The organism is Paraclostridium bifermentans (assembly GCF_019916025.1).
Taxonomy (GTDB): domain Bacteria; phylum Bacillota; class Clostridia; order Peptostreptococcales; family Peptostreptococcaceae; genus Paraclostridium; species Paraclostridium bifermentans.
The window spans coordinates 16,618-41,216 of the sequence record NZ_CP079739.1 but is presented as its reverse complement, the minus strand read 5'-3'; the positions used below and the strand labels follow the sequence as shown (position 1 = coordinate 41,216).

The following is a 24,599-nucleotide window of genomic DNA, read 5'->3' as shown; positions in this document are numbered from 1 at the left end:
TCAGACTACTAATAAATTAGTAGTCTGTTTATCTAGTTAAATATTATAGATTTAATTGCTTCAAATTTACTATTAATTTCAATCACCCAAGCAGGTGCCTGACTATTATTTATTATGTAGGAATTACAAAGGGAATAACTTATTAAAAGAAAACAAACTATAAAGCAAGCTTTACTAATACTAAATCCACTATTACATTGTTTATACATTGATTTTTTCATGCTTTTATTTGATTTAATATATTTTTTCAATAACTTGTCTTTTTTAACTTCTGTTTTTAAGTCATTCTTAATATCATTTATCAGCTCTTTTTTAGCTTTCTCTACTTTCCTTTGCTCCTTTAACACCTTTAATTCAGCTTGTTTTTTTTCTATGTTCACTTTTTTAATTTTCTTTTTTATTTCTATATCTTCTTGTACTTTCTTTTCAACCACTACCTGACTAGGTGCTGGCTCTTCTTGTACTTCCTTTTTAACCACTACCTGACTAGGTGCTGGCTCTTCTTGTACTTTCTTTTCAACCACTACCTGACTAGGTGCTGACTGTTCTTGTACTTCCTTTTCAACCACTACCTGACTAGGTGCTGGCTCTTCTTGTACTTTCTTTTCAACCACTACCTGACTAGGTGCTGACTGTTCTTGTACTTCCTTTTCAACCACTACCTGACTAGGTGCTGGCTCTTCTTGTACTTCCTTTTCAACCACTACCTGACTAGGTGCTGGCTCTTCTTGTACTTCCTTTTCAACCACTACCTGATTAGGCAGTGGCTCTTCTTTCTTTCTTTCCTCTTCTTGCTTAAGTTTCAACTCTAGTTTCTTCTTTTTATCTTCTTCTTCCTGTTTAAGTTTCAACTCTAGTTTCTTCTTTTTATCTTCTTCTTCCTGTTTAAGTTTCAACTCTAGTTTCTTCTTTTTATCTTCTTCTTCCTGTTTAAGTTTCAACTCTAGTTTCTTCTTTTTATCTTCTTCTTCTTGTTTAAGTTTCAACTCTAGTTTCTTCTTTTTATCTTCTTCTTCTTGTTTAAGTTTCAACTCTAGTTTCTTCTTTTTATCTTCTTCTTCCTGTTTAAGTTTCAACTCTAGTTGTTTCTTTTTTTCTTGCTCTTCCTGTTCAAGTTTTAAATCTAATTGATGTTGTTTTTCTAAATCATATCCTGATGCATTATCAGTTATTGATTTAGCGAGTTTTTCAAGTAATGAATCTTTTTGAGATTGAGGATGGTCTTTAAAAACAGTATTTAAAGTTTCTCTAACAAGCAAAATAATATTAGTCGGCTTTCCCTCTTGAGCCGTATAATTATCCCTAAATAATAAATTATTATTTTCTAAAATAGAATACTCTATTGTTCCTTTATAGTTATTATCTTTGGCATGAGTTTCTAAATCAGATAATAATTTTGATGCTTCTTGTAATGAGTATTTTTTGTTGGGGGATATAAGTTTTTTTAACTTTCTATCTAATTTAAATTTAACATAGATCATTCACTTTACTCCTTATTGGATTAGAAGTTCATTCCGTTTTTTAGGAACTGTACTATTGCTTGGCATCCTAAAACAACAACTAAACCACCAACAACATTCTTCATACCATCTTTTGCTTCTTCAACCTTTTGAGCGTTCTTTCTCATGTACGCTGTCCCATATACGCATAGCTTAAATCCAGCCCATGCTATCGCAATTACCTGAACTGCTTTAATACAATAAGTAATAATGTTTACAATTTGTGTCATAAAAAAATACCACCTTTTCTTTTAATTAATTTTCTTCATTTGCTAATTGATTAGCTATAAATGGTTGAGTTTCCTGATTTTGATGCGATAAATATAATTTCATAGCATTTTCAATAATATCTGCACTTTCACTTTGGATTTTAATATACTGTTCATATAACCATTCATCATGGTCTATTCCTTGTGCTTTTAATAATGTTTCCGCTAAATCCTTTGCTCTTTTTAATTCATTTTTATTTGGTTTTGCCATTTTATTAATTCCTTTCTTTTGTATATAATTCAAAAAGATAAAAAAGAGATTATTTATTTAATCCCCTTTTTATCTTTCAAATTAAATTTTCTTAACCTACAAATAATGCTTTTATGCTACTTATAACTAGATTACCTATTTCATTTCCTCCTGATTTCACTAATAATGCTGAAATTCCCGCAAGCACTAAAGCTAACATTCCCCAAGAAGCCCTATCTGTATTTTGATCTAACATATTATCTATCTCCTTTTAATTTATATTTAAGAGCCTATTTAAACTCTTATTTTCTTGCATAAAAATAAGACATATTATTTATGCCTTTAACGGTGTATCTTTCAAATTAAATTTTCTTAACCTACAAATAATGCTTTTATACTATTTAAAACTAAATTACCTATTTCATTTCCTCCTGATTTCACTAACAATGCTGAAATTCCTGCAAGCACTAAAGCTAACATTCCCCAAGAAGCCCTATCTGTATTTTGATCTAACATATTATCTATCTCCTTTTAATTTATATTTAAGAGCCTATTTAAACTCTTATTTTCTTGTATAAAAATAAGACATATTGTTTATGTCTTTAACTGTGTATCTTTCAAATTAATTTTATTTAACTTACAAATAAACTTCCTACTACTACTAATAAGGTAGCTATTACTGCTAGTCCAAATGCAGTTACTGCAAGTGTTAAGAATATATCACCAGATATAATTTTTTTTAACATGTTTATCTCTCCTTTTAATTTATCTTATAAGTGAAATTGATGACCCATTAACTGGATAACTTTGAGTATCAAAATCTAAAAATAACAATTTATATTTACCTACTATTTGGTAATTAATAATAGAACCATATGCAAATTTTTGATTCATCTGGTCACTATTTATAGTGAATTTACCTTTATAGTTTTTTTCATTATATGTATTTATATTTGCCATAGCCTTATCAGTTAAACCACCATTTCTTTCAATTTGAGTATCAACATAACTCTGATAATTATGTACTTGACCTATTTCAAAAACAAATATACCTATAGAAACTATAAATGTAACCAAAATAGCAAATATATATAATTTTACACTTGCCATTATACTGCTTTCTATCAAAATACCACCTCATTTCAAAATAATATTTTTAATTTCATTATAAAACTATAAATTTGCTTTAGCTAAATAAACCAATATGGCTAGTAGATAACCCATAGTAATTAGTAAACAAAGCATTGTTATTTTAGTGGGAAACATATCAAATTTTCTTAGCTTAAAACTTATGATTTCATCTACTCCATTAAATAGTTGTTCACTAGCCATTTTCCCAAGCTCTGTGACAACAGAGCTATCAAAAGTATTTTGTTGATAATCATAAAGAGTTGTCATAAATAAAACTGCTTGGTCTGTTCCTGATGCACTTAAAGCAAATTCTTTAAACGGTTCTTCTGAATTTGGGTTATCATTCATTTCGATTATTAGTTTTTTTAAAGAATCTTTTACATGACCATCCTCTAGTCTATCTACCATTTTATTAAAAACATTATATAGAGTAGCATTAGATTGCAATAAATAAGGTATTAACATTCTTGTAAATTTAGAAAATGTTAATTGTTTTTTAAAGATTGAATTATTATAAAAACTTTTTGCTTTTTTATATAGGCTAGTCCATTGAAACAGTGCTAAAATAACTCCTATTAAGATTAGCTTTATATCTATAAATCCTAATATTAAGCCAGTTAGTAAAAATAAAAAACATTTCTTAAATCTATTTTTTTGGAATTTAATAAACATTTCATCGGTATAGCTTAGCTCTTTAAACATTTTATATAAATCTTTTTCTGCTAATTTATGCCATATTGTTTTACGCTCTTCTATTATTTCCATATTTAGATTTTCACCTCCATAATACTATCGTCACCCATTCTTTGTAAGAATGTATTATAAATTTTGGCTAACATTAGCAAATAAACTGAACTAACTATCCATCCAATAGGATTATGGGCATATCCGTCTATAAACTGTTTAAATCCAAATGAAAAACTTATAGCTCCAATGAAAATAACTCCTACTTTACACATAAACTTAAAATCTCGTTCCTTTTGTTGCTTTTGAATAAAGAATTTTTCTTGTCTTTTTTTAATTTCATTATGATACGTCTTAATATCTTTTAATGTTTCTATATTATTTCTACCTTCAATTACAAGAGTAGTTAATTGCTCTACATATAAAGAAAATATTACATCACTTTCATATTTTTCTGATAGACATTGGAAAGAGTTTTGAATATCTTGATTATTACCACCAACTATATTAGCCTGTAATTTTAATAAATCTTCTTTAAATTCTCCATGAGATCTATCTGTAACTGTCTTTAATGCTTGCAATACTGTTTTATCATTATTAGTTAAAATTTGTGTCATATTATTTACAAAATTATTCTTTTCACGAAAAGCATTATCTTCATAAACCCTTTTTACTTGTTGGGGTACAATAAAGGCATAAGCATATCCCATAGCTACAACCCCTGCTATAAGCCCTAACCACCAATAGTAAAATAAAATAAATATATAGAAAAATGCTACTGCAAAAGGAACTCCAAGTGATATAAATAATTCTTTTTTCTCAATTGGCTTTCCATAAGCTACCCTGTAAGCATTTAATTCATCTATGCTTAATATTTTTTTCTTTTTAAAAAACACTCATTCTCCCTCCTTATATTATATTTTCTACAAAATCATCATTTGGCAAGCCTTCATAATCTAAATCAAATTCAATTAATTTATCTTTGAAATCATCACTAAGTACTCCTATTTGTGGTATAAACACATTACCTTTAACTTTCGTTTCAAATACGGTATTTGTTTCTTCTCCGTCTAAGAACTCAACTATTTCTGAAAGATATCTAACAGTTTTGCCGTTGATTGTTTTCTTTTTTATGTGAACCCCAAAATCGAAATATCTATAAATATCCTCTCTAAGTGCTTTTTCATCGACTGTATAACCTTGTTTTGCCATATGAATAAGTCTTGAAGGTATTGCTCTCGCATTTACTGAATGTAATGTTGTTATGATTCTATGACCTGATAATACAGATTGAATCATTTCATATGCTTCTTTTCCTCTTGCCTCTGATATAATAATCCAAGCTGGGTTATTTCTTAGTGCGGCTTTAATCAAATCAGTAAAAGATACACTATTTGTAGTAAGCCAACTCATTATATCTTTATCAGGATATAAGGTCTTAAAATGACCTTCCAATGTATCTTCACCTGTAACTATTTTTTGATCCCAAGGAATAAATCCAACTAATAGTTTTTGCAACTCCGTTTTACCAGTCCCAGTTTCACCTGATATGGCTATCTTACTTCCAACTTCAATCATTGCTTGAAATAAATCCAATATATACATTGGAGCAAAGTTTTCAAAGTTTTCTTCATTTAAAGCCAAAATTGGTCTTGTAACCCTTATTGACATTGTTGTTCCATATGGTGAATTGACTTTATGTACTGCATTTATTCTTAAATTACTAAAAGAAGCATCTAGTATCGGACTTTTAGGCGTAAACTCTTTTCCTACTGCATTTGCAAACTTTTGTATAATTTTAACAATATAATCTTCATCAACACTTTCTTCATAAATAAACTTTTCTTCAGGAGTTTCTATCGTTAAATCAGTTGCATTATACGAGATATCTGTAACTAATTCATATTTATTTAAAATATCCTCTATTACTCCAAGTCCTACGACTTCTTGAATTACATATTCTAATCGTTTTTCATTATCACTTAAAAGTGGCTGATGTTGCTCTTTTAACACATCTTTTAATAGCTCTCTTGCTTCTATATTTAAGAAAGCATCTAAATATAATTGAGTGTGGTTCTCTTTTAAATCTTTCTTTATACCATCTAAAATACTCTCACTTACTAATGCCATACTTTTTTCATATCCTTTCTTAATAATTTAGTTTTTTATATCTGTTGTATTTTCTTTTAAAACTGTTTGATATTCTGCATTATTACTATCTGTAACTTTAACTTTTACAGCTTTAATCTTACCTTCCTGATCTCTCAAATATTTGTATGAGATATCCTTTATATCAACTTTTATACTTAAATTTTTATGAAATAGCTTTTCAAATCCCTCTTCAAATGATTCGTCTGTTATATCTACATAGTTTTCCTCAACTCTAGCACTACCGTCTAAATTAACAATACTTGCTATCTTTGCAGACTCAATCATTGTAAGAATTATAGAATCTCTTTTAAAGCTTTCCATCGAAATAAACATTTGTGTTACTGTTAGGTAGAAGGCTATAAATATCATAGTCATAGTTAAAATAAAACCTCGCACCCTATCACTCCTTCCGTTTATTCTCTAGCCTTAACTAATTACTGTATAGTTAATATCAATAAAATTCCAATAAAAAAGAACTTAAAATTAATTTTAAGCTCTTTTTTAATACATCAATTTAATTATTTTATTTAAGTTTATGCTTTATATTTTTCATTTCAGCTATATGATCTCTGTATATTGAATCAAATATCCCAACATTTTGACTAGCACTTCTTTCTTTTACTAATCTCATAAGCTCCATATCTATTGCATGGCATATTAAAATTTTTTCTTTATCATTTAGCATACTAATATTCCTTTCAATAAAAATTAAATTTATTAAAAATATATTACAGTTTTTTTAGTTCTTATATCTTCTAACATGAAAAAAACTTGTATTTTGTGTATTAACCCTACTCCTACGGATTGTCTTGTAAGTTCACTTTGAGTAGATTCTAAGTAATTATCCCAAAGTTCAAGTGCTTCTCCTGTCACATTGTTAACCTTAAATAACTCATTTGCATTTTCATAGTTTACAAAATCATTATAAACTAGAAAGTTTACTATTTCTTTAAGATTTCTCTTTGAGCTATTTTCCTTGTGTACTTTCTTTATATATCCAATTATCGCTCCCAATAATTCTGATTCTTTGTCTATCCAAAAACTATCTCTTACTTGGTCTTTAAATGCTTCTATGTAGTTCTTTGATATATCCCATAGGCTATATTCTTCATCTTCTTTACTTAAAACCATTACTATATTTTCATGTACTTTACTATCAATTACATTTTTATATTTTTTTAATATTTCATCATTTCTTTTTTTTTCTAATAATATTTTATTTATAGTCAATTTCTGTATTCCTTTCTTTTATATAAATTTTTCTAATTACTTTTTAGGAATAAGTTTATCCATACTCAAATTCCCTTTATTAAGTTTTTCACCTAGCATTTCTTTTAATGCTTTTACATCTTCATTTGACCAACCTTTTGGTGTTCCATTAGGGAATGGGTCATCTGCATTAATAGGTTCTAAAATTATTGCATCATCAGAAATTGTTTCTGAATCCATGTGAGCGTACATATGTGCATATACATTTACATCATAGTCTAACTCTACATTAAATCTATTAACTCCAATTTCTTTAGTGCTTTCTACTTTAACTTTATAATCGCCAATTCTTCCCCAAATTGGTAAATAGAATTTTCTATCACCACTTATTAAGTCATATTTTATTCTTTCATCTTTATTTTTTACTTGTTCACTACTAAATAAATGTCCTGTTCTTTTTTCAACATTAACATGTTGTAGTTCAAATTTTTGTTTTGATGTAGTTGTATTATTATTAGTAGATGAATCGTTATGAGTTTTCTCTAGGTTAACTGTAGATGTATTATCTTTACTTTCATATTCAATGTAACTTTTATCTACTAGCTTATCAGGAACTTTCATAGCTAGTTTAAAGTCTAGGTCAGATGCTCCTATCCCATTTGTGTAAGTTAAATCAATAGGCATTTTAAATCCATATCCTGTTCGCATCTTTTTTATTTTCTCTAAAGGTATATTTAATGTTTCATAATAAACATTCATTGATTTACCGACTTCTCTTTCTGTCATTACAACCGCTTTATAATCTAATTGTTTTTCCTTTGAAGAATCTACCTTAATTGTTTTTTGACTTGCTGAATATCCATCCGTAGTTAAACTATCTGCATTTGGTATTACATCTACTGCATTTTTATTATATCCCTCTATTTTTAGAGTGTATGCTTTTTTTGAATCCTTAGTTAAATTTGTTGAAGGAATATTCATATCAAACTTTTCAGGTAATGTCTTAGCCGTATATTCTTTAGTTGCCACTGCATTATTTCCATCATATAAGCTTAATTTAACTTTTTCTTTCGTCATATCAGCTACGGATTCGTCATATATAAACTTTTTATCTAGTTCTACTTTTACGGGTAATCCCTTACTTGCTAAATCAGTGTATATTTGAATCTTTTTTAATCCTGTTTGGATTAAAGGGACATCATAATAAAATTTAATAGTTATATCATCATTTCCAACCTTACCTGATTGTACTTCATTTGAAATAGGTCTATATGTAGAGTTTCCTTTTTTCAAATCAGTTCTAGGTGAATAACTATAATCTTGCCCTCTAAGTTTCTTTTCAGTTTCTTGTGTTATCAAAGATCCATCCCTAGCATCTATATGTTGCACAGTTATATTTCTTTGTAAGTTATACCAAAAAGTAAATGTTAAATCCTCATTTGGCATATTTCCTGTTTGACTATTAGTTGATTCAGGAATATATGTCCTTCCATCTTTATTTAATGGGTTTTTAGGAGAATAACTATAATTTGAGCCTATATCTTGTTCATTATTTTCTTGTAATAAAAGGCTTCCATCATGTCTATCCTTATGTAAAACAGTTACATTTCTTTTTCTCGCCTTAAAGTCTATACTTAACCTTTGTGCAGGTGCTGGGTCACTATCTAAATCTTTACTTAGTCTTTGTAAATTAGAATTTGTTGGCATATATATCATAGGGTTAGAAATTTTCAAATTGGGTTTAATATTTTCATAAACTACATCATTTGTATAGTCCAAAGGAGCAGTTACATAAAATGATTGTCCCCCTTTAATAGTTGCAACTCCACTTGTATATGAATTACCATCTACTACTATAGTAGTTCCTGAATTTACAGGTAAATTAATAGAGTTCCTATAATCTGCATTAAATGTTATAGTTTCTGATATTTGCTTATTTCCTGATACATTACTGTCTACATTATTTTTACTAAATCCAGCTACCATACTTGGAGCATCTTGATTCCTTGCGTGTTCCATTAGTACTGAATATCCTGGTACTGTATTTCTTCCTGATGAATGATTATTATTCATAATTGAATCTAATGCTAATGATGTAGCAACCAAAGAAGCATCACTATTTCCTATAGCGTTACCTGCTCCATCAAATCCATAATATAAAATAGCTCTTATAGATTCATTCTTATAAATATATCCATCTTTATAAGATGATCCAGTTGGAGGAGTAGGTTTTTCATGGTCTACACAAAAAGCCCATTGTCCATCTACCTTAAATTTACCAACTGTATAATAACTATATTTTACCTTTCCAAAGTATTCAATTTTAGGACTTCCTTCAAGAGCCATTACTGTATTAAAATTTAATAATATTACTAACAAAGCTATAAATATTTTTTTGCATATTTTCATATTCTTCCTCCATAAATTCTTAATAATATATAAAAAAGAGTTATCCAAATTTAATAATCTGAATAACTCTTTTTTATATATTATTTTCCTTCCCAATGATCGTAAGTATTTCCACCTTCTTCAATTTCCCCTGAACCAGTGTGAGTCCACTCCGTATTCTCAAGTTCATTTCCTATTTTATCCCAATCTGTTCCACCTGTATAAGCATGGTCTGGGTTTTTATTACTACTTGAGCTACTTGTATTATTTGATGGTGTAGATGGCTTCTTGTTACTACTTGAATTACTTGTATTATTTGATGATGTAGATGGTTTCTTATTGCTACTTGAACTACTTGAACTACTTGATGGCTTAGTAGTTTCTTTATTGCTACTTGAGCTACTTGTATTATTTGATGCTTTAGTAGTTTCTTTCTTACTATTTGAACTACTTGAATTATTTGATGCTTTAGTAGTTTCTTTTTTACTATTTGAACTACTTGTTGATTTCTTTTCATTATCATTACTTACATCTTTTTTTGAAGTAGTAGTTTGTTTATCATTTTTTAAATCACTTGTTGAAGTGTTAGATTTCTTTTCACTACTTGAATCGCTTGATCCTTTGGCTGCTTCTTTATCTTTACTTTCATCTTTTGATAATTTAGCATCTTTTTTATCAACCTTTTCATCTTTTTTTACTTTAGTAACTTCTTTACTTACTTTTTGTTTTGCTTCTTGAGCCTGTATGTGATTGTTATAAGCTATTCCACTTCCCCCACATATCACCGCTAAAGCTATACTTCCTGCTATTATCTTTCTTTTCATAATTGTCCCCTCCTATTGTTTTTAACTCAACCCTATATATTTTACCATATTTTTACATGATTATATTGACTTCTTAAGTATATTATAATATAAGTTGATATCAGTTGCAATAAGTTTATAAATTTTTTATAATATAACAGAGGTGATAACATGGCTAGAAAAGATTTAAAAACTAGAACTCCAATTGGTTCAGCAATTGATAAGGAGCTATATAAGCAACTAAAAGAGTATTCTGCTGAAACCAAAATACCAATATCTAAAATTCTAGATATGGCAATTGAACAATTTTTAAAGTCTACTAAAGAAAAATAGTAGACTTTTTTAATTGTTTTTATTTATCCAATTGTAAAAATCTGAATCATTTGCCCAATTATATAGTATGTAATTTATTAAATTTGATCTAGTTACAAAACCATTCTCTTTTGCATAATTCATTAAACCTTTTGCAAATTTAACATCTATATCTGAACAAATTCTTGTCTTATAATCTTCATCAGATATTTTTATATTTGCTACTGACTTTTTTATATTTTTTCCCAAATCAAAATCCTCCTTTTAAATATTTTTGCAAAATAAAAGAACCATCTTAATTTTATTTTTAATAAAACTAATTGGTTCTCATATATTTACTTGGTAAACCATTTGGTATTGCTCCTCTTCTTTCATTTTCATTAAAGACTAAATTATAATTTTTATCGTAATTATAACTTTGTCTATTTTGTTTTAGTAATGCACTATCACTTATAAATTTTTTATATCTTTTTTCTATTAAAATTCTGCTTTCGTGATTAAGCTTTTTGTTACTTTCGTGAACTTCTTTAAGATGCCTAAAATTCCTACATATAGTTTGCCTTATAGAACAATCTGTAGTTTCTAATATACTAGCTATCTGTTTAGAAGTATAACCTTGTTCATAATATTCACCTATTTTTTGTAATTTTTCTTTTCGTGATAATTTTTTTTTATTTACTACTACATTAACCAACACTATCATCAACTCCCCATAAATTTTTAATACAAATGAAGTCAATCCCTAAAGATGCTAATCCTTAAATCGCTTTTTTTGCAATAAAAAAAATGCCTACACTTTAACATGCGACATTTCTATAAATACTTACACTTATGCAAATTTCTTTATTTTGTGACATTTTCTATAAATACTTACACCTATACAAATTACACTATTCTGTGACATTTTCTAAATTCGTACTTCACATATATCATATAACACCTCAAGTGGAATTGAATATAAGTCAGCTAAAATAATAGCATATTTATATTTAACCCTGTTTACTTTTTCAATATATCCTACGGTTTCAGGTGTAACTCCTAGATATTTAGAAACTTGTGATTTTGAATAGCCTTTATTTTCTCTTAATAATTTTAAATTTTTCATACTATTTCCTTATTATAAATCACAAAATTTTTTTACATTTATTTAGTTTTTTATACTATTAGCAATATTATATTTGAATTATATTCATATAGTTTTAGTCTTTGTAATTTTAAAAATACACTTACATTAACTAGAATTTAATTCCAAATTATTGCATTTTGATGATAACAAAGTAATTTACAAATGTCAACATTTTTGATAATAAAATGTCGTTTTTTGTTTTATTCATTTGTTTTATTTAATCTTTCTTGTTTTATGAGTATAATAATTTTAGAATATTTTATTCTAATAATTTAATACATCTATTTCTAGTTTTAACAATTATAATATTTTTGTAACTTAATAAGATTATTATAACATATATGTATATATTTGTAAACATTTTATATTTAATTTTAATTCACTTTTGTTTTCATTTTATTAATTAGTTGTAAAAATTAGAAATTTAACTAAGAAAGGATACACTACTATGAATGAATTTAATCTTAACTTTCGTGATAATTTTGCTAATAATCTTAAATATCTAAGAAAGAACAGGAATATATCCAAGAAAAAACTAGCTGATGATATCGGACTATCAAGAGCTACATTAACGCACTATGAAAATGGCAATAGATTGCCAGAATTTGAAAGTATAGTTAAATTAGCTTTATATTTTGAATGTTCAATAGACGAGTTGATTTTCCATGGAACACCAATTGATATAGGTAAACTCAAAGAAATTGATACTATAAGTGACATTGATAATTTAATTAGTGATAAGGAACTTCTAAAATATCTCTTTGATAAAAAAAGCCTTCTCGAACAATATTCTGAAGAAATCAATGATAAATTAAGCCAAATAAATATAATAGTAAATATTATTAATTCAAAAACAAAAAATAAGAACGATAAATAAATTAGTAAAAGTTGGTGGATAATTTGAAAAAAAGTAATTTTGCAAGTAATTTAACAAAATTAAGAGAAATGCATGGCGTGACTATGGATGAGTTAAGTTCTCACATAAATGTTTCAAAGCAAAGTATATCTAAGTATGAAAAAGGTTTAATCGAACCAAGCTATCATACTTTAGTTGAAATTTCTCGTGCATTTAACTGTAGCATGGATGAGTTAACATTTGGAAACATTACATCTGTTCCTAAAAACCCAATCGAATTGAAGGTTTTAATAGATAGACAGTTTAACGATATTAATCAAAAACTAGATGAAGCAAAAAGAGAAATATTTAATTCAATTGATGAGTATTTTGGATATACCCAAGATGATTTTTTAAAAAAATAATTAATATCTAAGGGTTAGTATACGGATGGTACTAAATATACTAAACCCTTTTTGTCAAATTTCTACATTTTTTTTGTTAAAAGTTCTTTGCTTATACACTGATCTAATAAATACCTTTCTCTAACTGCATCATCAGAAAGTTTTAACATAGGATTTTGGACTTCTTTAGATTCAAAGTGATTATAATTATAAACACTTACCTCTTGTAAATATTTATCTAATGTTAATATGTTAGCATGAATCAGTTTATTTAATTTAGCAATTATATAATTTTCTTTATATTTTATTTTAGGATTATTGATTGTATCTACAAGAACCTTGTCAAACAAATCAAATTGAATTTTTGTTTGTAAAAGAGGTAAAACTTTTTCAGCGTATAGTGATGGTTTTAAAAATTCTTTATATCTGTCTATAAAAATTTTATTTTTTAATTTTTCATTACTTACATACATACTAATAATATTAGTATTATTAAAATCAGTATTACTATAGTCTGTTTTTTGAACTACTGGTAGTCTGAAAATCAGACTACTGTTGAAATTACTAGGTTTAACTAATTTATATTTTTTAAAACAAGTAATTCCAATGGTAGTCTGTTTTTTGAACTTCGATAAATTACCTCTTTCTTTATCATAAGCCCTTTTATATTCCCTATTTTTATTTCTCAGCTTATGATAATGGTATTTATGATTATCTAAAAGCTGATCTAACGTTTCTGATGAAGTATCTACATGAGCTATGTATAGCACATTAACTAAATTCCCATCTTCAGATTTAATTTTATCTCTTTTCAAAAGATTATATCTTTCAAGTTCTTTAAGGCACTTAGAAACTTTATCCCTTGAACACCCAAATAATATTTGAATTTCATCATAAGTACAAATTATATATGCCCTATTTTTACTATCAAACCAATTTTTGCTTATGGATAAGTTAGTTCTTTCATACAAAATTGAGTATAAGATTTTTGCTGAATCCTTCATTTTTTTGTATTTATGTTCTAACATAAGCTGTTTAGGTATTTTATAATATAAGTTTTTAGTTGTATCTTTTTTCGTGATGTAGTTAAAACCCATTTTACCCTCCAGTTAGATTATTTTAAGTTTGTTGGTTAGAAATCAAATTTTCTAAATTATTGTAGTATAATTTGGATAAATTTACAAATTATTATGTTTAAGAAATATCTTTTTAATTTATTTTGAATAGAAAAGTAAAGATTAGTAAAGAATTATAGGTTTTAGTCTTTTCTAGTCTTTACTTTAGTATTTAAAAAGTATTTAATAGTATTTAATAGTATTTAGACGGCTTGGATATATTGGAATAACTTGGATACAGAGGTTGAACATGGACAAATGGGTACTTTAATATGGACAGATGGGTACTTTAATATGGACAAACAGGTACTTTAATATGGACAGATGGGTACTTTAATATGGACAAATGGGTACTTTAACATGGACAGATGGGTACTTTAATATGGACAAAAAATAAATATTGACCATGTTAAAAACTACTGCTATAATTCAATTGAGGTGAAAAATTATGACAGATAGTACTAAAATTTTAATGAAACATAATGATTTAGTTAATTCTAAATATGAAACAAAATTAATACATAATAAAGTTTTTGTATATTTATTATACAAATTCCAAAAATGCACAGATAAAGATAGGTTAGTAGTTGAGATTAGCAGAGAAGAATTAAGCAAACTTGTATTAAAACAAAATGATAGAACCATAAAAGGACTTAATAAAATTTTATCAGATTTAAGACAAAAAGAATTATTTTTAGTAAAAAACAAACAGGATGGAAGTCGAGATTATATAGTTGCTGGATTTATAGATAAATCTTCATATAACGATAAAAAAGATACTTTTACAATAACGGCAGATGCAGATGTTCATAGACTGTTACATAAATATTTAGAAGAAGGATATACTCCGATAAATTTAGTAGTTTGGATGAATCTTAAAAACACATATGCACAAAGGTTTTATGATATATTAAGAGCTTGGACAGGAACTAAGGAAGTTATAAACTACAAATTAGATTATATAAAAAGAATTTTGCTTATAGAAAACAAATACAAGGTATATGCTGATTTCAAAAAAAGAGTTTTAATACCTGCTATAGATGAATTAAATTCTACAGGTTATTTTGAAATTACGTTTGAAGAAGTTAGAAAGGGAAGATCCATAGAATCTATAGATTTTCATGTGAAAGATTTAGATAAAAGACAGTATTTTGATAAAAATGTAGTAAAAGAAATAATACAACCTAATGATAAAAATTTAGATGAAACCAATGCAGAAACTAAACTATTAGAAAATATAGAATTTTATATACCAGATGAAACTGTATTTACTAAAGGGACTTTAAGGTCATTTAAAAAAGATTTTGCTAAATATAACTTTAAAGAGAAACATTATTCAGAAGCCTTTGATGATGCAATTATGATAACATTTGAAAGGGATGAAGTAGAAAATATAAAAGCTAATTCATACAAGTTTTTTAAAGGGACTTTAGAAAATAAGATTAAGGAATATGAGAAAGAATATGAAGAAGAATTGAAACATAAGCAAGAACTTGATATGTTTTGGTAGAAAATATGGGGCTACCGCGTTGCGTCGTATTTGTAAAAAGAACAAATACTTTTCTCACTTTGGTACTTTTATTTTGAGTTATTTAGTATTTGATATTTTTCTTATTAATTATACTTAAGTATTACTAAGGTAATTTACATATATGAATTACTTTGGTAATATTTAAGTAATTTATATATTAGATACTTTAACTATAGGAGGGGATTGTTATTACTAAAGATGAATTTTTAAAGTTAAATATAGCTGATATGATTACATATTTAAATGACAAATTAAATGAAGGTCAGACAGTGATCAGGATAAGAGAAGATTTAGGAATTGGCGAAAAGAGATTACAAAAGATTATGAAAGAAAATGGTTATAAGTATAATCAGAAATTAAGAAAATATGTATCAAATGACGATAGTATTACCGAAGTCATACTTAATGATAAATTACATAGTAAAGAGATTGTAAGAGGGTTAGAACCGAGTACACAAGGTCAAGGTAGTACTTTAGTAATACCTAATGATTTTGAGAGGGAATGGTATGAATTAATTGAATTTAAAAATAAAATGATGTCTATAGAAGATGATATAAAAGATATGGTACAGGCATATAAGCAAGGTTATTACAATGGTAATACAGAAGTAATTGAGGTAATACAACAGGAGGGAATAACTATAAGAGAGTTTAAAGAGGATATTAAACCAACTACTATAAAATTACATAGTGAATCTTTAGATGCTTGGAATAGCTTTTGTAATAAGTATAAGCAGTATAGCAAGCAAGACCTTATTAGTATGGCATTAGAAGAGTATATAAGTAAGTATGATAAATAGTTATATAGAGGGAGTTTTTTATGAAAATAAATTTTAATCATAGGATTTTAAATAAAAAAAATATTTGTAATTGTCTTATCGGTATAGTACCACTTTTATTTATATTATTTTTACCTTATCAAAGCGATTTAGGTTTTATTATTTATGTGGTCGCTGTAATTTCATTAATTTTCAATATTTCATATATAATATTTGAAATCTCAAAAGGGTTTAGGGTAATTAGAAATAATCAATATTTAGATGATGTAATTTGGTCTTTAAAAGACGTTGAAATATACACAAACGATATTGAAGATAAGTTAGAAAGGTCAGAGGTAGAGTATGTAAAAGGAGTAATTATTACAAAGATTCAAGAAAAAGTAGAAAGAGTTCTTAATGATAAAGTATCAGAATATGTATACTCTAAAAAAAACATAGAAGAAAATTTTACTGTAGTTTTAGATTTAGCAGTATTAAGCATTAAAACTAATTCAGATGAAAATTTAGAATTAAAAATTAAAAATTTTACATCATATACAAAGAGATTTTATTATATGCGTTTTTACCGTATAGATTTAAATAGCATAAAAAAAATTGTATCTAAGTTTGATGATATATTAGAGTATGAATTAAATTAATATAGTTGAAAGTACTTCTGCATTTGCATGACAGAGGTACTTTTTTATTTACAGATTTAAAGTTAACATGAGAAGATCACTCTTTAAAAGTTTATATGAAATTTAAAAAGTCTAGGTATTAATACCTAGACTTTTTTGCAAAAGATAAAAGTTTGAGAGAACTTCAAACTTTTAATAAATTATAAGTAGATTATATTATTATATGCAGATATTTTCAATAGTTTTAAACATATATTAAAAAATAACAATTATTATTATAATAATTATAAATATAATAATAATTGTTATTTATAATAAAAATAATTTTTATAATTTTTATATTTATTATTATATTAATTATAAAAATTATATTGAAATATTAAAATTAAACCTATATAAATACACATTATCTTATAATTAATATAATTATTATTATATTAATTATATTTATAATTATTATAAAAAATATAATTAATATAATTTTATTATAATAATTATATTGACTTTGGTAAAAAATAACATATAATAAATAGTGTAAAAGATAATAAATGCAAAAGATAAATTATAAAATATGTTGGAGGGAACAATTATGAGTTACGAGTTAAAATTACAAGTAGGAAATGATACAGGGAATAGTGAGCATGATATAATAATCAATGATATTCAAATATGCCAACCAAATGTAATATCAAGAGCTAGAAAAACACCAAACCTTGAAGAATTAGACCAAGAATTATTTATTGAGAACATAGAGAGCAATTTAGTTATAAATTTAATATCAAATGAAGTGCCAACAGGAACTTATTACATAGGAGATTATGCACTTAAAAGTGGACTAGCAGTAAAGAGCATAGAAGTTGGTATTGATAATAATAAAGCAGAAAGTGATATTGTATTTATAAATACACTTGCACAAGTTGCAGGATTCGCAGTTAAGCAAGCATATAAAGAGGATAAAATAGATGAAGATATAAAAGTTAAAGTTGATATGACAGGCTCATTACCAATAAATCAATACACATCAAAAAAAGCTGAAATGTTTTCTGAAAGATTTACAAATGGAGTACATATATTAAATGTTGAAACTCCTAAAAAAAGTGTTAAGGTTGAGATAGATTTTGAATTTGTTAAAATCATACAAGAAGGGGTTACAACAACTTTCGCTTTAGAAAATTTAGATGATAAGGCATTTGAAGCCTATAATAAAAAATTTGAAGAGAATAAAGAAAATCTTGAAGCCTATAATGTTAAATTAAACAAAGACTACTTTAAAGGGCAAGAAAGAAGAATATTACATATAGCAATAGGAGAAGGAACAACAGAATATCCAAAGACTGTAGGAAAGAAATTCGACCCTAATTTTATACATGGTTCAAATAATGGGGTTGGTATTGGAATAGATAACTCACTTGATGAATTTAAAGAAGAAGTAAGATTATCTACATATTCAAGACAACAATATAGCCAAGTAATAAAGGATAACTCACATAAATTTTATGCAGATGCTATAAATATATTAGATTTTCATTTAGAAGAACAATCATCAGAGATATTAAAAAATTCTAAAAAGCAAATTGAAAGAGCTAACAATGAGATAGACTTAATTTTAGTTTATGGTGGTGGTTCAATCCTTATGAGAAAGACACTTGAAAAGCAATTAGAAGAAGTGTGTAATAAAGGGAAAATGAAGTTACTGTACTTAGACTATCCATATGCAGTTACAATTGAGAGTGAAGGGTTATCTGCATTTACAAAGTCTAAAATATTTCAACTTCTTAAGAAGCAGAGCAAATTAAAAAAAAGCAGTAATAATTAATAGTAACGAAATTAGTATATAAATAAGTTCCTTTTAACTTATTTATATACTAATTCGTTAGAAAACAGATTAAGCCGTTAGGGGGAATCTGTTTATAAGCCGAAGGAGGTCAAATTTATGGCAGACGACAAAGTTAAAAGATTGATAGATTATAGAAAAAGAACATATGCTTTATTAAGTATGCAAGCAAGTTTTGAAGGTTCTACAATAGTTGATATTGTTGAAAGAGCTATAGAAGCCTATGCAAATCCAAGCATAAAAGAAATTATAAATGCTGAATATGGAGAATGGGAAGAAAGATCAAAGACTAAAAAAAGTGGTAGACCTAGAACTAAAAAGCCACAAACTACACAAGAAACTGTATCAAAAGATGAAAGATTAGATAATGAAAATAAAAAAGATTCTAAAGAAATAGTTGATACTAATATTGAAGAAAAATTATTAGATGGCAGAGAGAATGAAACGGCAGTTACTCAAATTAAAGATGATGAAACTAAGGATGAAGATGATTTAACTGATGAAGAAAGAGAATTATATAGTTGTTATAAGTAACTATATAATTATAAGAAAAATATTAATTAAATTGGTATAGCTAGACTATTTTTTATATTTAAAAAGGCAAGTTACATTTATAATTAATATAATTAAAAATATTGAAATAAGGGGTAATTATATGAGTAACTTTATTTTAACTTGCATTAAAAATGGGATTATTTACATATTTTTATTTGTTTTAGTAAAAAAATTAAAGAAATATATATTGCTTAGAAAAAGGATGAAATTTGAAGAAGTAGAATTTGGAATTAAAAAAGTTAACAAAAAAGTATGTTTAATTGGAGATACTTTAGTTATACTTTCAACCGTAATGGGTTGCATTATAGCAGTAATATTATTATTTAGAAGAATATAGTTGAAAGTACTTCTGTCCTTGAATGGCAGAGGTTCTTTTTTATTTAAATTAAAAGTTTTAATAATATTAATTATACTTACCACAATCTATAGGAGCGTTTTTAAGTGCATAAAAGATATTTTTAGGGCAACTTATCCTTCACCCAAAAAGTAACGCTTAGACAGGTCTATTAATTGAATTAACTCTAGGTGTTTCATCTACGAGCAACCACCTACAGTTAAACAATTAATGACCTCTCGTTGCTATTTTCGGGTACCCGAAGGGTTGCAAGAGCTAAAAGATAAATACATTAAAAACATATCAAAGAGGAAACCAAATAAAAATATATGGGCTATGATCCAAACAAGTTGGAAGAAGGCCCATATATTTTTATTTGCTATTTAAAGTTTAGTTTCTTGCCCCCAATAGCATATCTCTTACTCCCTTACTTTATCAATTCCACTACATAAATTATTTTATGATGCATAAACAAGTGATGCAGCATAAAATAATTTCCTTCGTTTTATTGACAAAGCACTCGTAAAAGAATGCTTTATGGCATCAAGAAACATTCGGAGGAGGGGGCAACTCAAACTCGGAAGTTAAAATTTTAGGAGGATTAAAAATGGAAAAAAATATTTTATTATTTGAAGGTGCTGGGAGGAATATTTATGAGGATGGTTCAGACGTTGGAAATTATAGAATTAGAACTGCTTTTATAGATGGTAACGGAAATAAAATATATTTAGAATTAGGCGGAACTTTATACAATTGCAAAACTTCAAAAAAATTCGGATGGTATACACATATTGACCATTGTTTTAATTTGAGCGTATCAACTGATGAAAATATTTCTAGGATAAAATTAAAAAATACATTTTTTAAAGGATATTCAAAAAAAGACCTAACAAAGTATATAAATGAAAATTTCAATTGTAAGTTTGACACTATAGAGGTTTTAGATTGGATGGAGGGCTATAGAGTGCATGGGAATTATAATGAATATAATTTGATGAATAATCATGAATTAAATAAAAATAGAACTATCGCAAGAAATGAAGCGTATTCCAAAATAGATAAAGAAATAAGGGAAAAATTAAAATCAAAGTATTCTAAAATAGTCCTTCATTCTATGGATGATAACTCTATAACTATTAGATGTCATTCTTATGAAGTTGATTTATACAAATTAGGTATGAGTACAAATAATAGGTTATTAAAAATACAAGTTAATTATTAGATACAATAAAGGTATAATTTAAAAAGGTTTTCTAGTTCCTTTTTAAAAACTAGCAAAATATTTTTATTATCACATATATAGTGCCATATTAAATGATATTATTAAAATATAAAATAATTTGGAGGGTTAAAAATGAAAAATATAAAATTTAAAACTAGAGAAGAAGTAATAAATTTTTTAGAAGTATATAATTTTCAATACTATATACCTCGCTTAGAGGAAAAAATGGATGCAGTACCAACAAGTTTAAAAAGTTATCAAATTGAAATTTCTGACGAAAACAAAGTTTCATATTGTTGCATAGATTATATAGAAAATGACATGTTAATTAAAAGTTATATGTTTTATGATTCTGATAGAATAGATATTTATTATCCTACACCAAAAGAAGGCGAGGAAAACTATAAAGAGTATTTAGCGTATAGAGGATTATAAAACAAGTGTTTTAAAAGGCTTGAATTTAATATAAATTATAGTATTACAGTTGTAATATCATTGTAATACTATAATTTATATATTTTTTATAATTCTTATAAATTGCATATTTTTTATTATAATAATTATATTTAAATAATAATAAGTATTTATTTTCAGGCACGCGAAGGGTTGCGAAAGTCAAAACATAAAGGGATTAAAATATATCAAAAAGTAAAGCAAATAAAAAAATGGTATATGATCCAAACAAGTTGGAGCATATACCATTTTTTTATTTGCTATTTTACATTTTGTATTAAATTTAATATTTATGCTAAACTTTAAGTAAATTTAGTTACGTTAGAGATATTAAGGAGATAATATATGAATTTTTCAGAAAATAAAATTATTAATTTTATAATGAAAGGCATGTTTTTTATATTAGCTTGGTTTTCATGTATATCAATTATAACTAATAATAAGTTTATATTTGATGTAACAAAAGTATTATTTGTAATTGTTGCACTATATGTTTGTATTAAAGTTGTTAGAGATTTTTTAAAAGATTTTAAGCAAAATTAAGTATATAAAATTTTTACTATAGTTAGGGTATTAGATGGTGTAATTCCTTTTTTAAGAGCATATAAAAGACAATTCGGGCAACTTATCCTTCACCCAAAAATGACGCTTCGACAGGTCTATTGATTAAATTAATTTCAAACGTTTCATCTGCGAGCAAACGTCTGAAATTAAATAATCAATGACCTCTCTTTGCTATTTTCGGGTACCCGAAGGGTTGCAAGAGCTAAAAGATAAATACATTAAAAACATATCAAAAAGGAAAGCAAATATAAAAAGATGGTCTATGATCCAAAACAAGTTTGGAAACATGGACCATCTTTTTAATTTGCTATTTAAAGTTTAGTTTCTTGCCCCCAATAGCATATCTCTTACTCCCTTACTTTATCAATTCCACTACATAAATTATTTTATGATGCATAAACAAGTGATGCAGCATAAAATAATTTCCTCCGTTTTATTGACAAAGCACTCGTAAAAGAATGCTTTATGGCAACAAGAAACATTCGAGGGGGGGGCAACCCGAACTCGGAAGTTAAATAAATTTTAGGAGGATTTTGATATGAGTAAGTACAGAGAATTAAAAGAAAAGCAAGGAAAGGAAGTAAATGAGTTTCCAATGATGTTTGCATTTAGTAAGAAGCAATTTGCAGAAGGTATGGCAAAATTAGGATTGAAAGAAAATGAAACTAATAAAATTTTATCAATTGGAGCTGGTGGATATATAAGAAAATCAGATGAAAAAGCATTAGATGATATGCTTGCTAGACATAAGGAAGAGTTTAAAAAGGCTATAAATGAAGATTTAACAGGCGAAGGATTTATATATAGTATGTTTAGTTATGAATTAGGAAATCACGAATACTGTATAACTTGGGAATTAGATGAAACACTTGATGCTTTAGGGCTTACAATGGAAGAAATTAATAAAAATGAGAACTTATTACATGGACTTAAAAAAGCCATAAAGGAGCAAAGAGAATGTGCATGGTAAGCATTAAAAAAGTGCTATAGAAGGCAATCTATAGCACTCAATATAGGAGTATATGAATACTACCCATAACTTAAGTATGAGTATACTCCTAAAAAATAAAAAATACAAGTTGAATATAAAAATTTAGGAGGTTTCAATAATGAAAAAAATAATACTATATGTTGCGAATAATGGAAAATATGAAGTAAATAAATTAAATGATTTAGGAGAAGGGCATAAATTATTTAATAAAAAAATGAGAGAAGGAAATTTTACATACTTAGAATTAGGCATAGATAAAATCGATATAGATGGAGAGTACAAAATAGTTAGAAAAATATATAGATAAAAATAGGAGGGGCATAACCCCTTCTTTTTTAGAACTGATAAAAATTTAATTGCTCAAAAAAAGATAGTAAATGCTATGATCCAAACAAGTTGGAATAGCATTTACTATCTTTTTTTATTTATTACAGTTTCTTGTCCCAATGGCTACCTCTTATTTACTTAATTTATCAATATCACTTCATAGATATTTTTATGATGCAAAAAAATTATTCTTTTTTATTAGGTTTATCTGTTTTTCCGTATTCTCTATCTAATGCTTTTTTATCGAATATCCAATAAGTACCTAACTTTATGCAATCTTCACCCTCTATAAATTTACCATTTGAAATATTTCTTCTTAAAGTTGATTCTGATTTATTATATAATTTTCCAGCTTGGGAGATTGATAATAAGCCTTTAAATTTAGGATTTTTAATCATTTATAATTTTTCTCCTTAAATTTTAATTCTATAATTTTATTATACAATTAAGTGTATAAATAGTCTATAAAGCATACACGAAGTCGTGCAAAAATGCTAGATATTATACACGACTTCGTGTATAATGATAATTAGAAAACTTGATTAAAAGGTATTGAAGGAGGACTATTTATGTATAAAGTTACTAAGGTTGATATGTTTAATGAAGATAAAGTAATAAAGGAAATTGAACTATATCCAAATGAAACCCCAATAATTATAGATGATAAACTTTATATTATGAATGAAGAAGAACATACAAAATATAAAAATGGTACACTAGAAACATATGGAACGTATTTAAATACACGAAAAGAAGATTATATAGTAAAATATACACCATATCATTTAGAAGCAAATGAAAAGTTTGTTATAGAGGAACTAGGAAGTAACATATAAAATTTCACAAATATTTTTTAAAGGATATTTTCAAATTAAGAACGTTTATTTATTACATATGTAATACTTTGATATAGTTGTAATATGCTTGTAATACCATTGTAATATTAATATTTTATATATGTTGGGCAACTTATCCTTCACCCAAAAAGTAACGCTTAGAGAGGTCTATTAATTGTATTAACTCTAGGCGTTTCATCTGAGAGCAACCACCTACAGTTAAACAACTAATGACCTCTCGTTGCTATTTTCGGGTACCCGAAGGGTTGCAAGAGCTAAAGCATAAAGACATTAAAAACATATTAAAAAGGAAACCAAATAAAAAGATATGGGCTATGATCCAAGCAAGTTGGAGCAAGGCCCGTATCTTTTTATTTGCTATTTTATATAAGTTTCTTGCCCCCAATAGCATACCTCTTACTCCCTTACTTTATCAATTC

General features: G+C 26.5%; 34 protein-coding genes. 15 read left to right on the top strand and 19 right to left on the bottom strand.

Annotated features, from left to right (window positions below):
• Positions 1-32 precede the first annotated feature (32 nt).
• The 14 genes from KXZ80_RS17210 to KXZ80_RS17145 all read right to left on the bottom strand — a co-directional run bounded on the left by KXZ80_RS17210 (position 33) and on the right by KXZ80_RS17145 (position 10,345).
• Positions 33-1,481, bottom strand: coding sequence for a hypothetical protein (locus KXZ80_RS17210; protein ID WP_021434491.1), 1,449 nt, complete (start codon positions 1,479-1,481; stop codon positions 33-35).
• 20 nt (positions 1,482-1,501) lie between these two features.
• Positions 1,502-1,729 carry a hypothetical protein gene (locus tag KXZ80_RS17205; protein WP_021430692.1) on the bottom strand — a complete coding sequence of 76 codons (228 nt, stop codon included), beginning with the start codon at positions 1,727-1,729 and terminating at the stop codon, positions 1,502-1,504.
• 25 nt (positions 1,730-1,754) lie between these two features.
• Positions 1,755-2,012, bottom strand: coding sequence for a hypothetical protein (locus KXZ80_RS17200; RefSeq protein WP_038286165.1), 258 nt, complete (start codon positions 2,010-2,012; stop codon positions 1,755-1,757).
• Between the two features lie 58 nt (positions 2,013-2,070).
• Entirely contained in the window at positions 2,071-2,214 is a 144-nt protein-coding gene (locus tag KXZ80_RS17195; protein ID WP_021434485.1) for a hypothetical protein, read from the bottom strand.
• A gap of 116 nt (positions 2,215-2,330) precedes the next feature.
• Positions 2,331-2,474, bottom strand: a complete 144-nt coding sequence (locus tag KXZ80_RS17190; RefSeq protein WP_021434424.1) for a hypothetical protein — start codon at positions 2,472-2,474, stop codon at positions 2,331-2,333.
• A 249-nt stretch (positions 2,475-2,723) separates the two neighbouring features.
• Positions 2,724-3,086, bottom strand: a complete 363-nt coding sequence (locus KXZ80_RS17185; RefSeq protein WP_021434451.1) for a hypothetical protein — start codon at positions 3,084-3,086, stop codon at positions 2,724-2,726.
• Between the two features lie 45 nt (positions 3,087-3,131).
• Positions 3,132-3,854, bottom strand: a complete 723-nt coding sequence (locus KXZ80_RS17180; RefSeq protein ID WP_021434481.1) for a hypothetical protein — start codon at positions 3,852-3,854, stop codon at positions 3,132-3,134.
• Positions 3,855-3,856: 2 nt separating this feature from the next.
• Complete coding sequence (locus tag KXZ80_RS17175) at positions 3,857-4,669, bottom strand: hypothetical protein (RefSeq protein WP_021434470.1); 813 nt, start codon at positions 4,667-4,669, stop codon at positions 3,857-3,859.
• A 13-nt stretch (positions 4,670-4,682) separates the two neighbouring features.
• Positions 4,683-5,903 (bottom strand): CpaF/VirB11 family protein, encoded by a 1,221-nt coding sequence (locus KXZ80_RS17170; protein WP_021434427.1) that lies wholly within the window; start codon positions 5,901-5,903, stop codon positions 4,683-4,685.
• A 27-nt stretch (positions 5,904-5,930) separates the two neighbouring features.
• Positions 5,931-6,320, bottom strand: a complete 390-nt coding sequence (locus KXZ80_RS17165; RefSeq protein ID WP_052011397.1) for a hypothetical protein — start codon at positions 6,318-6,320, stop codon at positions 5,931-5,933.
• A 127-nt stretch (positions 6,321-6,447) separates the two neighbouring features.
• On the bottom strand, positions 6,448-6,609 hold the full coding sequence (locus KXZ80_RS17160; protein ID WP_021434458.1) for a hypothetical protein: 162 nt from the start codon (positions 6,607-6,609) through the stop codon (positions 6,448-6,450).
• A gap of 32 nt (positions 6,610-6,641) precedes the next feature.
• Entirely contained in the window at positions 6,642-7,154 is a 513-nt protein-coding gene (locus tag KXZ80_RS17155) for a hypothetical protein (protein ID WP_021434453.1), read from the bottom strand.
• A 36-nt stretch (positions 7,155-7,190) separates the two neighbouring features.
• A complete protein-coding gene (locus tag KXZ80_RS17150; RefSeq protein WP_021434431.1) occupies positions 7,191-9,542 on the bottom strand; it encodes a thioester domain-containing protein in 2,352 nt (783 codons plus the stop codon).
• An 80-nt stretch (positions 9,543-9,622) separates the two neighbouring features.
• Complete coding sequence (locus KXZ80_RS17145) at positions 9,623-10,345, bottom strand: hypothetical protein (protein ID WP_021434480.1); 723 nt, start codon at positions 10,343-10,345, stop codon at positions 9,623-9,625.
• Positions 10,346-10,495: 150 nt separating this feature from the next.
• Here KXZ80_RS17145 and KXZ80_RS17140 point away from each other — a divergent pair, with 150 nt between their 5' ends.
• Positions 10,496-10,657, top strand: a complete 162-nt coding sequence (locus tag KXZ80_RS17140; protein ID WP_021430679.1) for a ribbon-helix-helix domain-containing protein — start codon at positions 10,496-10,498, stop codon at positions 10,655-10,657.
• A gap of 9 nt (positions 10,658-10,666) precedes the next feature.
• Here KXZ80_RS17140 and KXZ80_RS17135 read toward each other — a convergent pair whose 3' ends face one another.
• From KXZ80_RS17135 to KXZ80_RS17125, 3 genes are all read right to left on the bottom strand, one after another.
• Entirely contained in the window at positions 10,667-10,885 is a 219-nt protein-coding gene (locus KXZ80_RS17135) for a hypothetical protein (RefSeq protein ID WP_021434437.1), read from the bottom strand.
• 67 nt (positions 10,886-10,952) lie between these two features.
• Positions 10,953-11,339: a hypothetical protein gene (locus tag KXZ80_RS17130; protein WP_038286162.1), complete on the bottom strand. Its 387-nt coding sequence runs from the start codon at positions 11,337-11,339 to the stop codon at positions 10,953-10,955.
• Positions 11,340-11,543: 204 nt separating this feature from the next.
• A complete protein-coding gene (locus KXZ80_RS17125) occupies positions 11,544-11,741 on the bottom strand; it encodes a helix-turn-helix transcriptional regulator (RefSeq protein ID WP_021434428.1) in 198 nt (65 codons plus the stop codon).
• A 469-nt stretch (positions 11,742-12,210) separates the two neighbouring features.
• Here KXZ80_RS17125 and KXZ80_RS17120 point away from each other — a divergent pair, with 469 nt between their 5' ends.
• Both KXZ80_RS17120 and KXZ80_RS17115 read left to right on the top strand, forming a co-directional pair.
• Positions 12,211-12,639 (top strand): helix-turn-helix domain-containing protein, encoded by a 429-nt coding sequence (locus tag KXZ80_RS17120; protein WP_021434444.1) that lies wholly within the window; start codon positions 12,211-12,213, stop codon positions 12,637-12,639.
• A gap of 23 nt (positions 12,640-12,662) precedes the next feature.
• Positions 12,663-13,022 carry a helix-turn-helix domain-containing protein gene (locus KXZ80_RS17115; RefSeq protein WP_021434440.1) on the top strand — a complete coding sequence of 120 codons (360 nt, stop codon included), beginning with the start codon at positions 12,663-12,665 and terminating at the stop codon, positions 13,020-13,022.
• A gap of 62 nt (positions 13,023-13,084) precedes the next feature.
• On the opposite strand, the gene KXZ80_RS17110 is transcribed toward KXZ80_RS17115, so the two are convergent.
• Positions 13,085-14,098, bottom strand: a complete 1,014-nt coding sequence (locus KXZ80_RS17110) for a replication initiator protein A (RefSeq protein WP_021434487.1) — start codon at positions 14,096-14,098, stop codon at positions 13,085-13,087.
• 466 nt (positions 14,099-14,564) lie between these two features.
• Between KXZ80_RS17110 and KXZ80_RS17105 the strand changes: the two genes are divergently transcribed.
• The 11 genes from KXZ80_RS17105 to KXZ80_RS17055 all read left to right on the top strand — a co-directional run bounded on the left by KXZ80_RS17105 (position 14,565) and on the right by KXZ80_RS17055 (position 23,303).
• Positions 14,565-15,626, top strand: a complete 1,062-nt coding sequence (locus KXZ80_RS17105) for a replication initiation protein (RefSeq protein WP_021434477.1) — start codon at positions 14,565-14,567, stop codon at positions 15,624-15,626.
• 248 nt (positions 15,627-15,874) lie between these two features.
• Positions 15,875-16,447, top strand: a complete 573-nt coding sequence (locus tag KXZ80_RS17100) for a hypothetical protein (RefSeq protein ID WP_021430672.1) — start codon at positions 15,875-15,877, stop codon at positions 16,445-16,447.
• A gap of 20 nt (positions 16,448-16,467) precedes the next feature.
• The gene (locus KXZ80_RS17095; protein WP_021434479.1) at positions 16,468-17,064 is read left to right on the top strand and encodes a hypothetical protein; all 597 of its coding nucleotides are present in this window, start codon (positions 16,468-16,470) and stop codon (positions 17,062-17,064) included.
• A gap of 568 nt (positions 17,065-17,632) precedes the next feature.
• A complete protein-coding gene (locus tag KXZ80_RS17090; RefSeq protein ID WP_021434472.1) occupies positions 17,633-18,859 on the top strand; it encodes a ParM/StbA family protein in 1,227 nt (408 codons plus the stop codon).
• Positions 18,860-18,976: 117 nt separating this feature from the next.
• On the top strand, positions 18,977-19,411 hold the full coding sequence (locus KXZ80_RS17085; RefSeq protein WP_021434438.1) for a hypothetical protein: 435 nt from the start codon (positions 18,977-18,979) through the stop codon (positions 19,409-19,411).
• A gap of 121 nt (positions 19,412-19,532) precedes the next feature.
• Positions 19,533-19,769, top strand: a complete 237-nt coding sequence (locus tag KXZ80_RS17080; RefSeq protein WP_021434426.1) for a hypothetical protein — start codon at positions 19,533-19,535, stop codon at positions 19,767-19,769.
• 604 nt (positions 19,770-20,373) lie between these two features.
• Complete coding sequence (locus KXZ80_RS17075; RefSeq protein WP_021434478.1) at positions 20,374-20,988, top strand: hypothetical protein; 615 nt, start codon at positions 20,374-20,376, stop codon at positions 20,986-20,988.
• A gap of 132 nt (positions 20,989-21,120) precedes the next feature.
• Positions 21,121-21,423: a hypothetical protein gene (locus KXZ80_RS17070; RefSeq protein ID WP_021434482.1), complete on the top strand. Its 303-nt coding sequence runs from the start codon at positions 21,121-21,123 to the stop codon at positions 21,421-21,423.
• A 363-nt stretch (positions 21,424-21,786) separates the two neighbouring features.
• The gene (locus KXZ80_RS17065) at positions 21,787-21,984 is read left to right on the top strand and encodes a hypothetical protein (protein ID WP_021434443.1); all 198 of its coding nucleotides are present in this window, start codon (positions 21,787-21,789) and stop codon (positions 21,982-21,984) included.
• Between the two features lie 559 nt (positions 21,985-22,543).
• Positions 22,544-22,975: a DUF7659 family protein gene (locus KXZ80_RS17060; protein ID WP_021430668.1), complete on the top strand. Its 432-nt coding sequence runs from the start codon at positions 22,544-22,546 to the stop codon at positions 22,973-22,975.
• A 139-nt stretch (positions 22,976-23,114) separates the two neighbouring features.
• Positions 23,115-23,303, top strand: a complete 189-nt coding sequence (locus KXZ80_RS17055; protein WP_021430667.1) for a hypothetical protein — start codon at positions 23,115-23,117, stop codon at positions 23,301-23,303.
• Between the two features lie 205 nt (positions 23,304-23,508).
• On the opposite strand, the gene KXZ80_RS17050 is transcribed toward KXZ80_RS17055, so the two are convergent.
• On the bottom strand, positions 23,509-23,721 hold the full coding sequence (locus tag KXZ80_RS17050; protein WP_021434425.1) for a helix-turn-helix domain-containing protein: 213 nt from the start codon (positions 23,719-23,721) through the stop codon (positions 23,509-23,511).
• A 171-nt stretch (positions 23,722-23,892) separates the two neighbouring features.
• Between KXZ80_RS17050 and KXZ80_RS17045 the strand changes: the two genes are divergently transcribed.
• On the top strand, positions 23,893-24,159 hold the full coding sequence (locus KXZ80_RS17045; protein WP_021434475.1) for a hypothetical protein: 267 nt from the start codon (positions 23,893-23,895) through the stop codon (positions 24,157-24,159).
• The last annotated feature ends 440 nt before the right edge of the window (positions 24,160-24,599 follow it).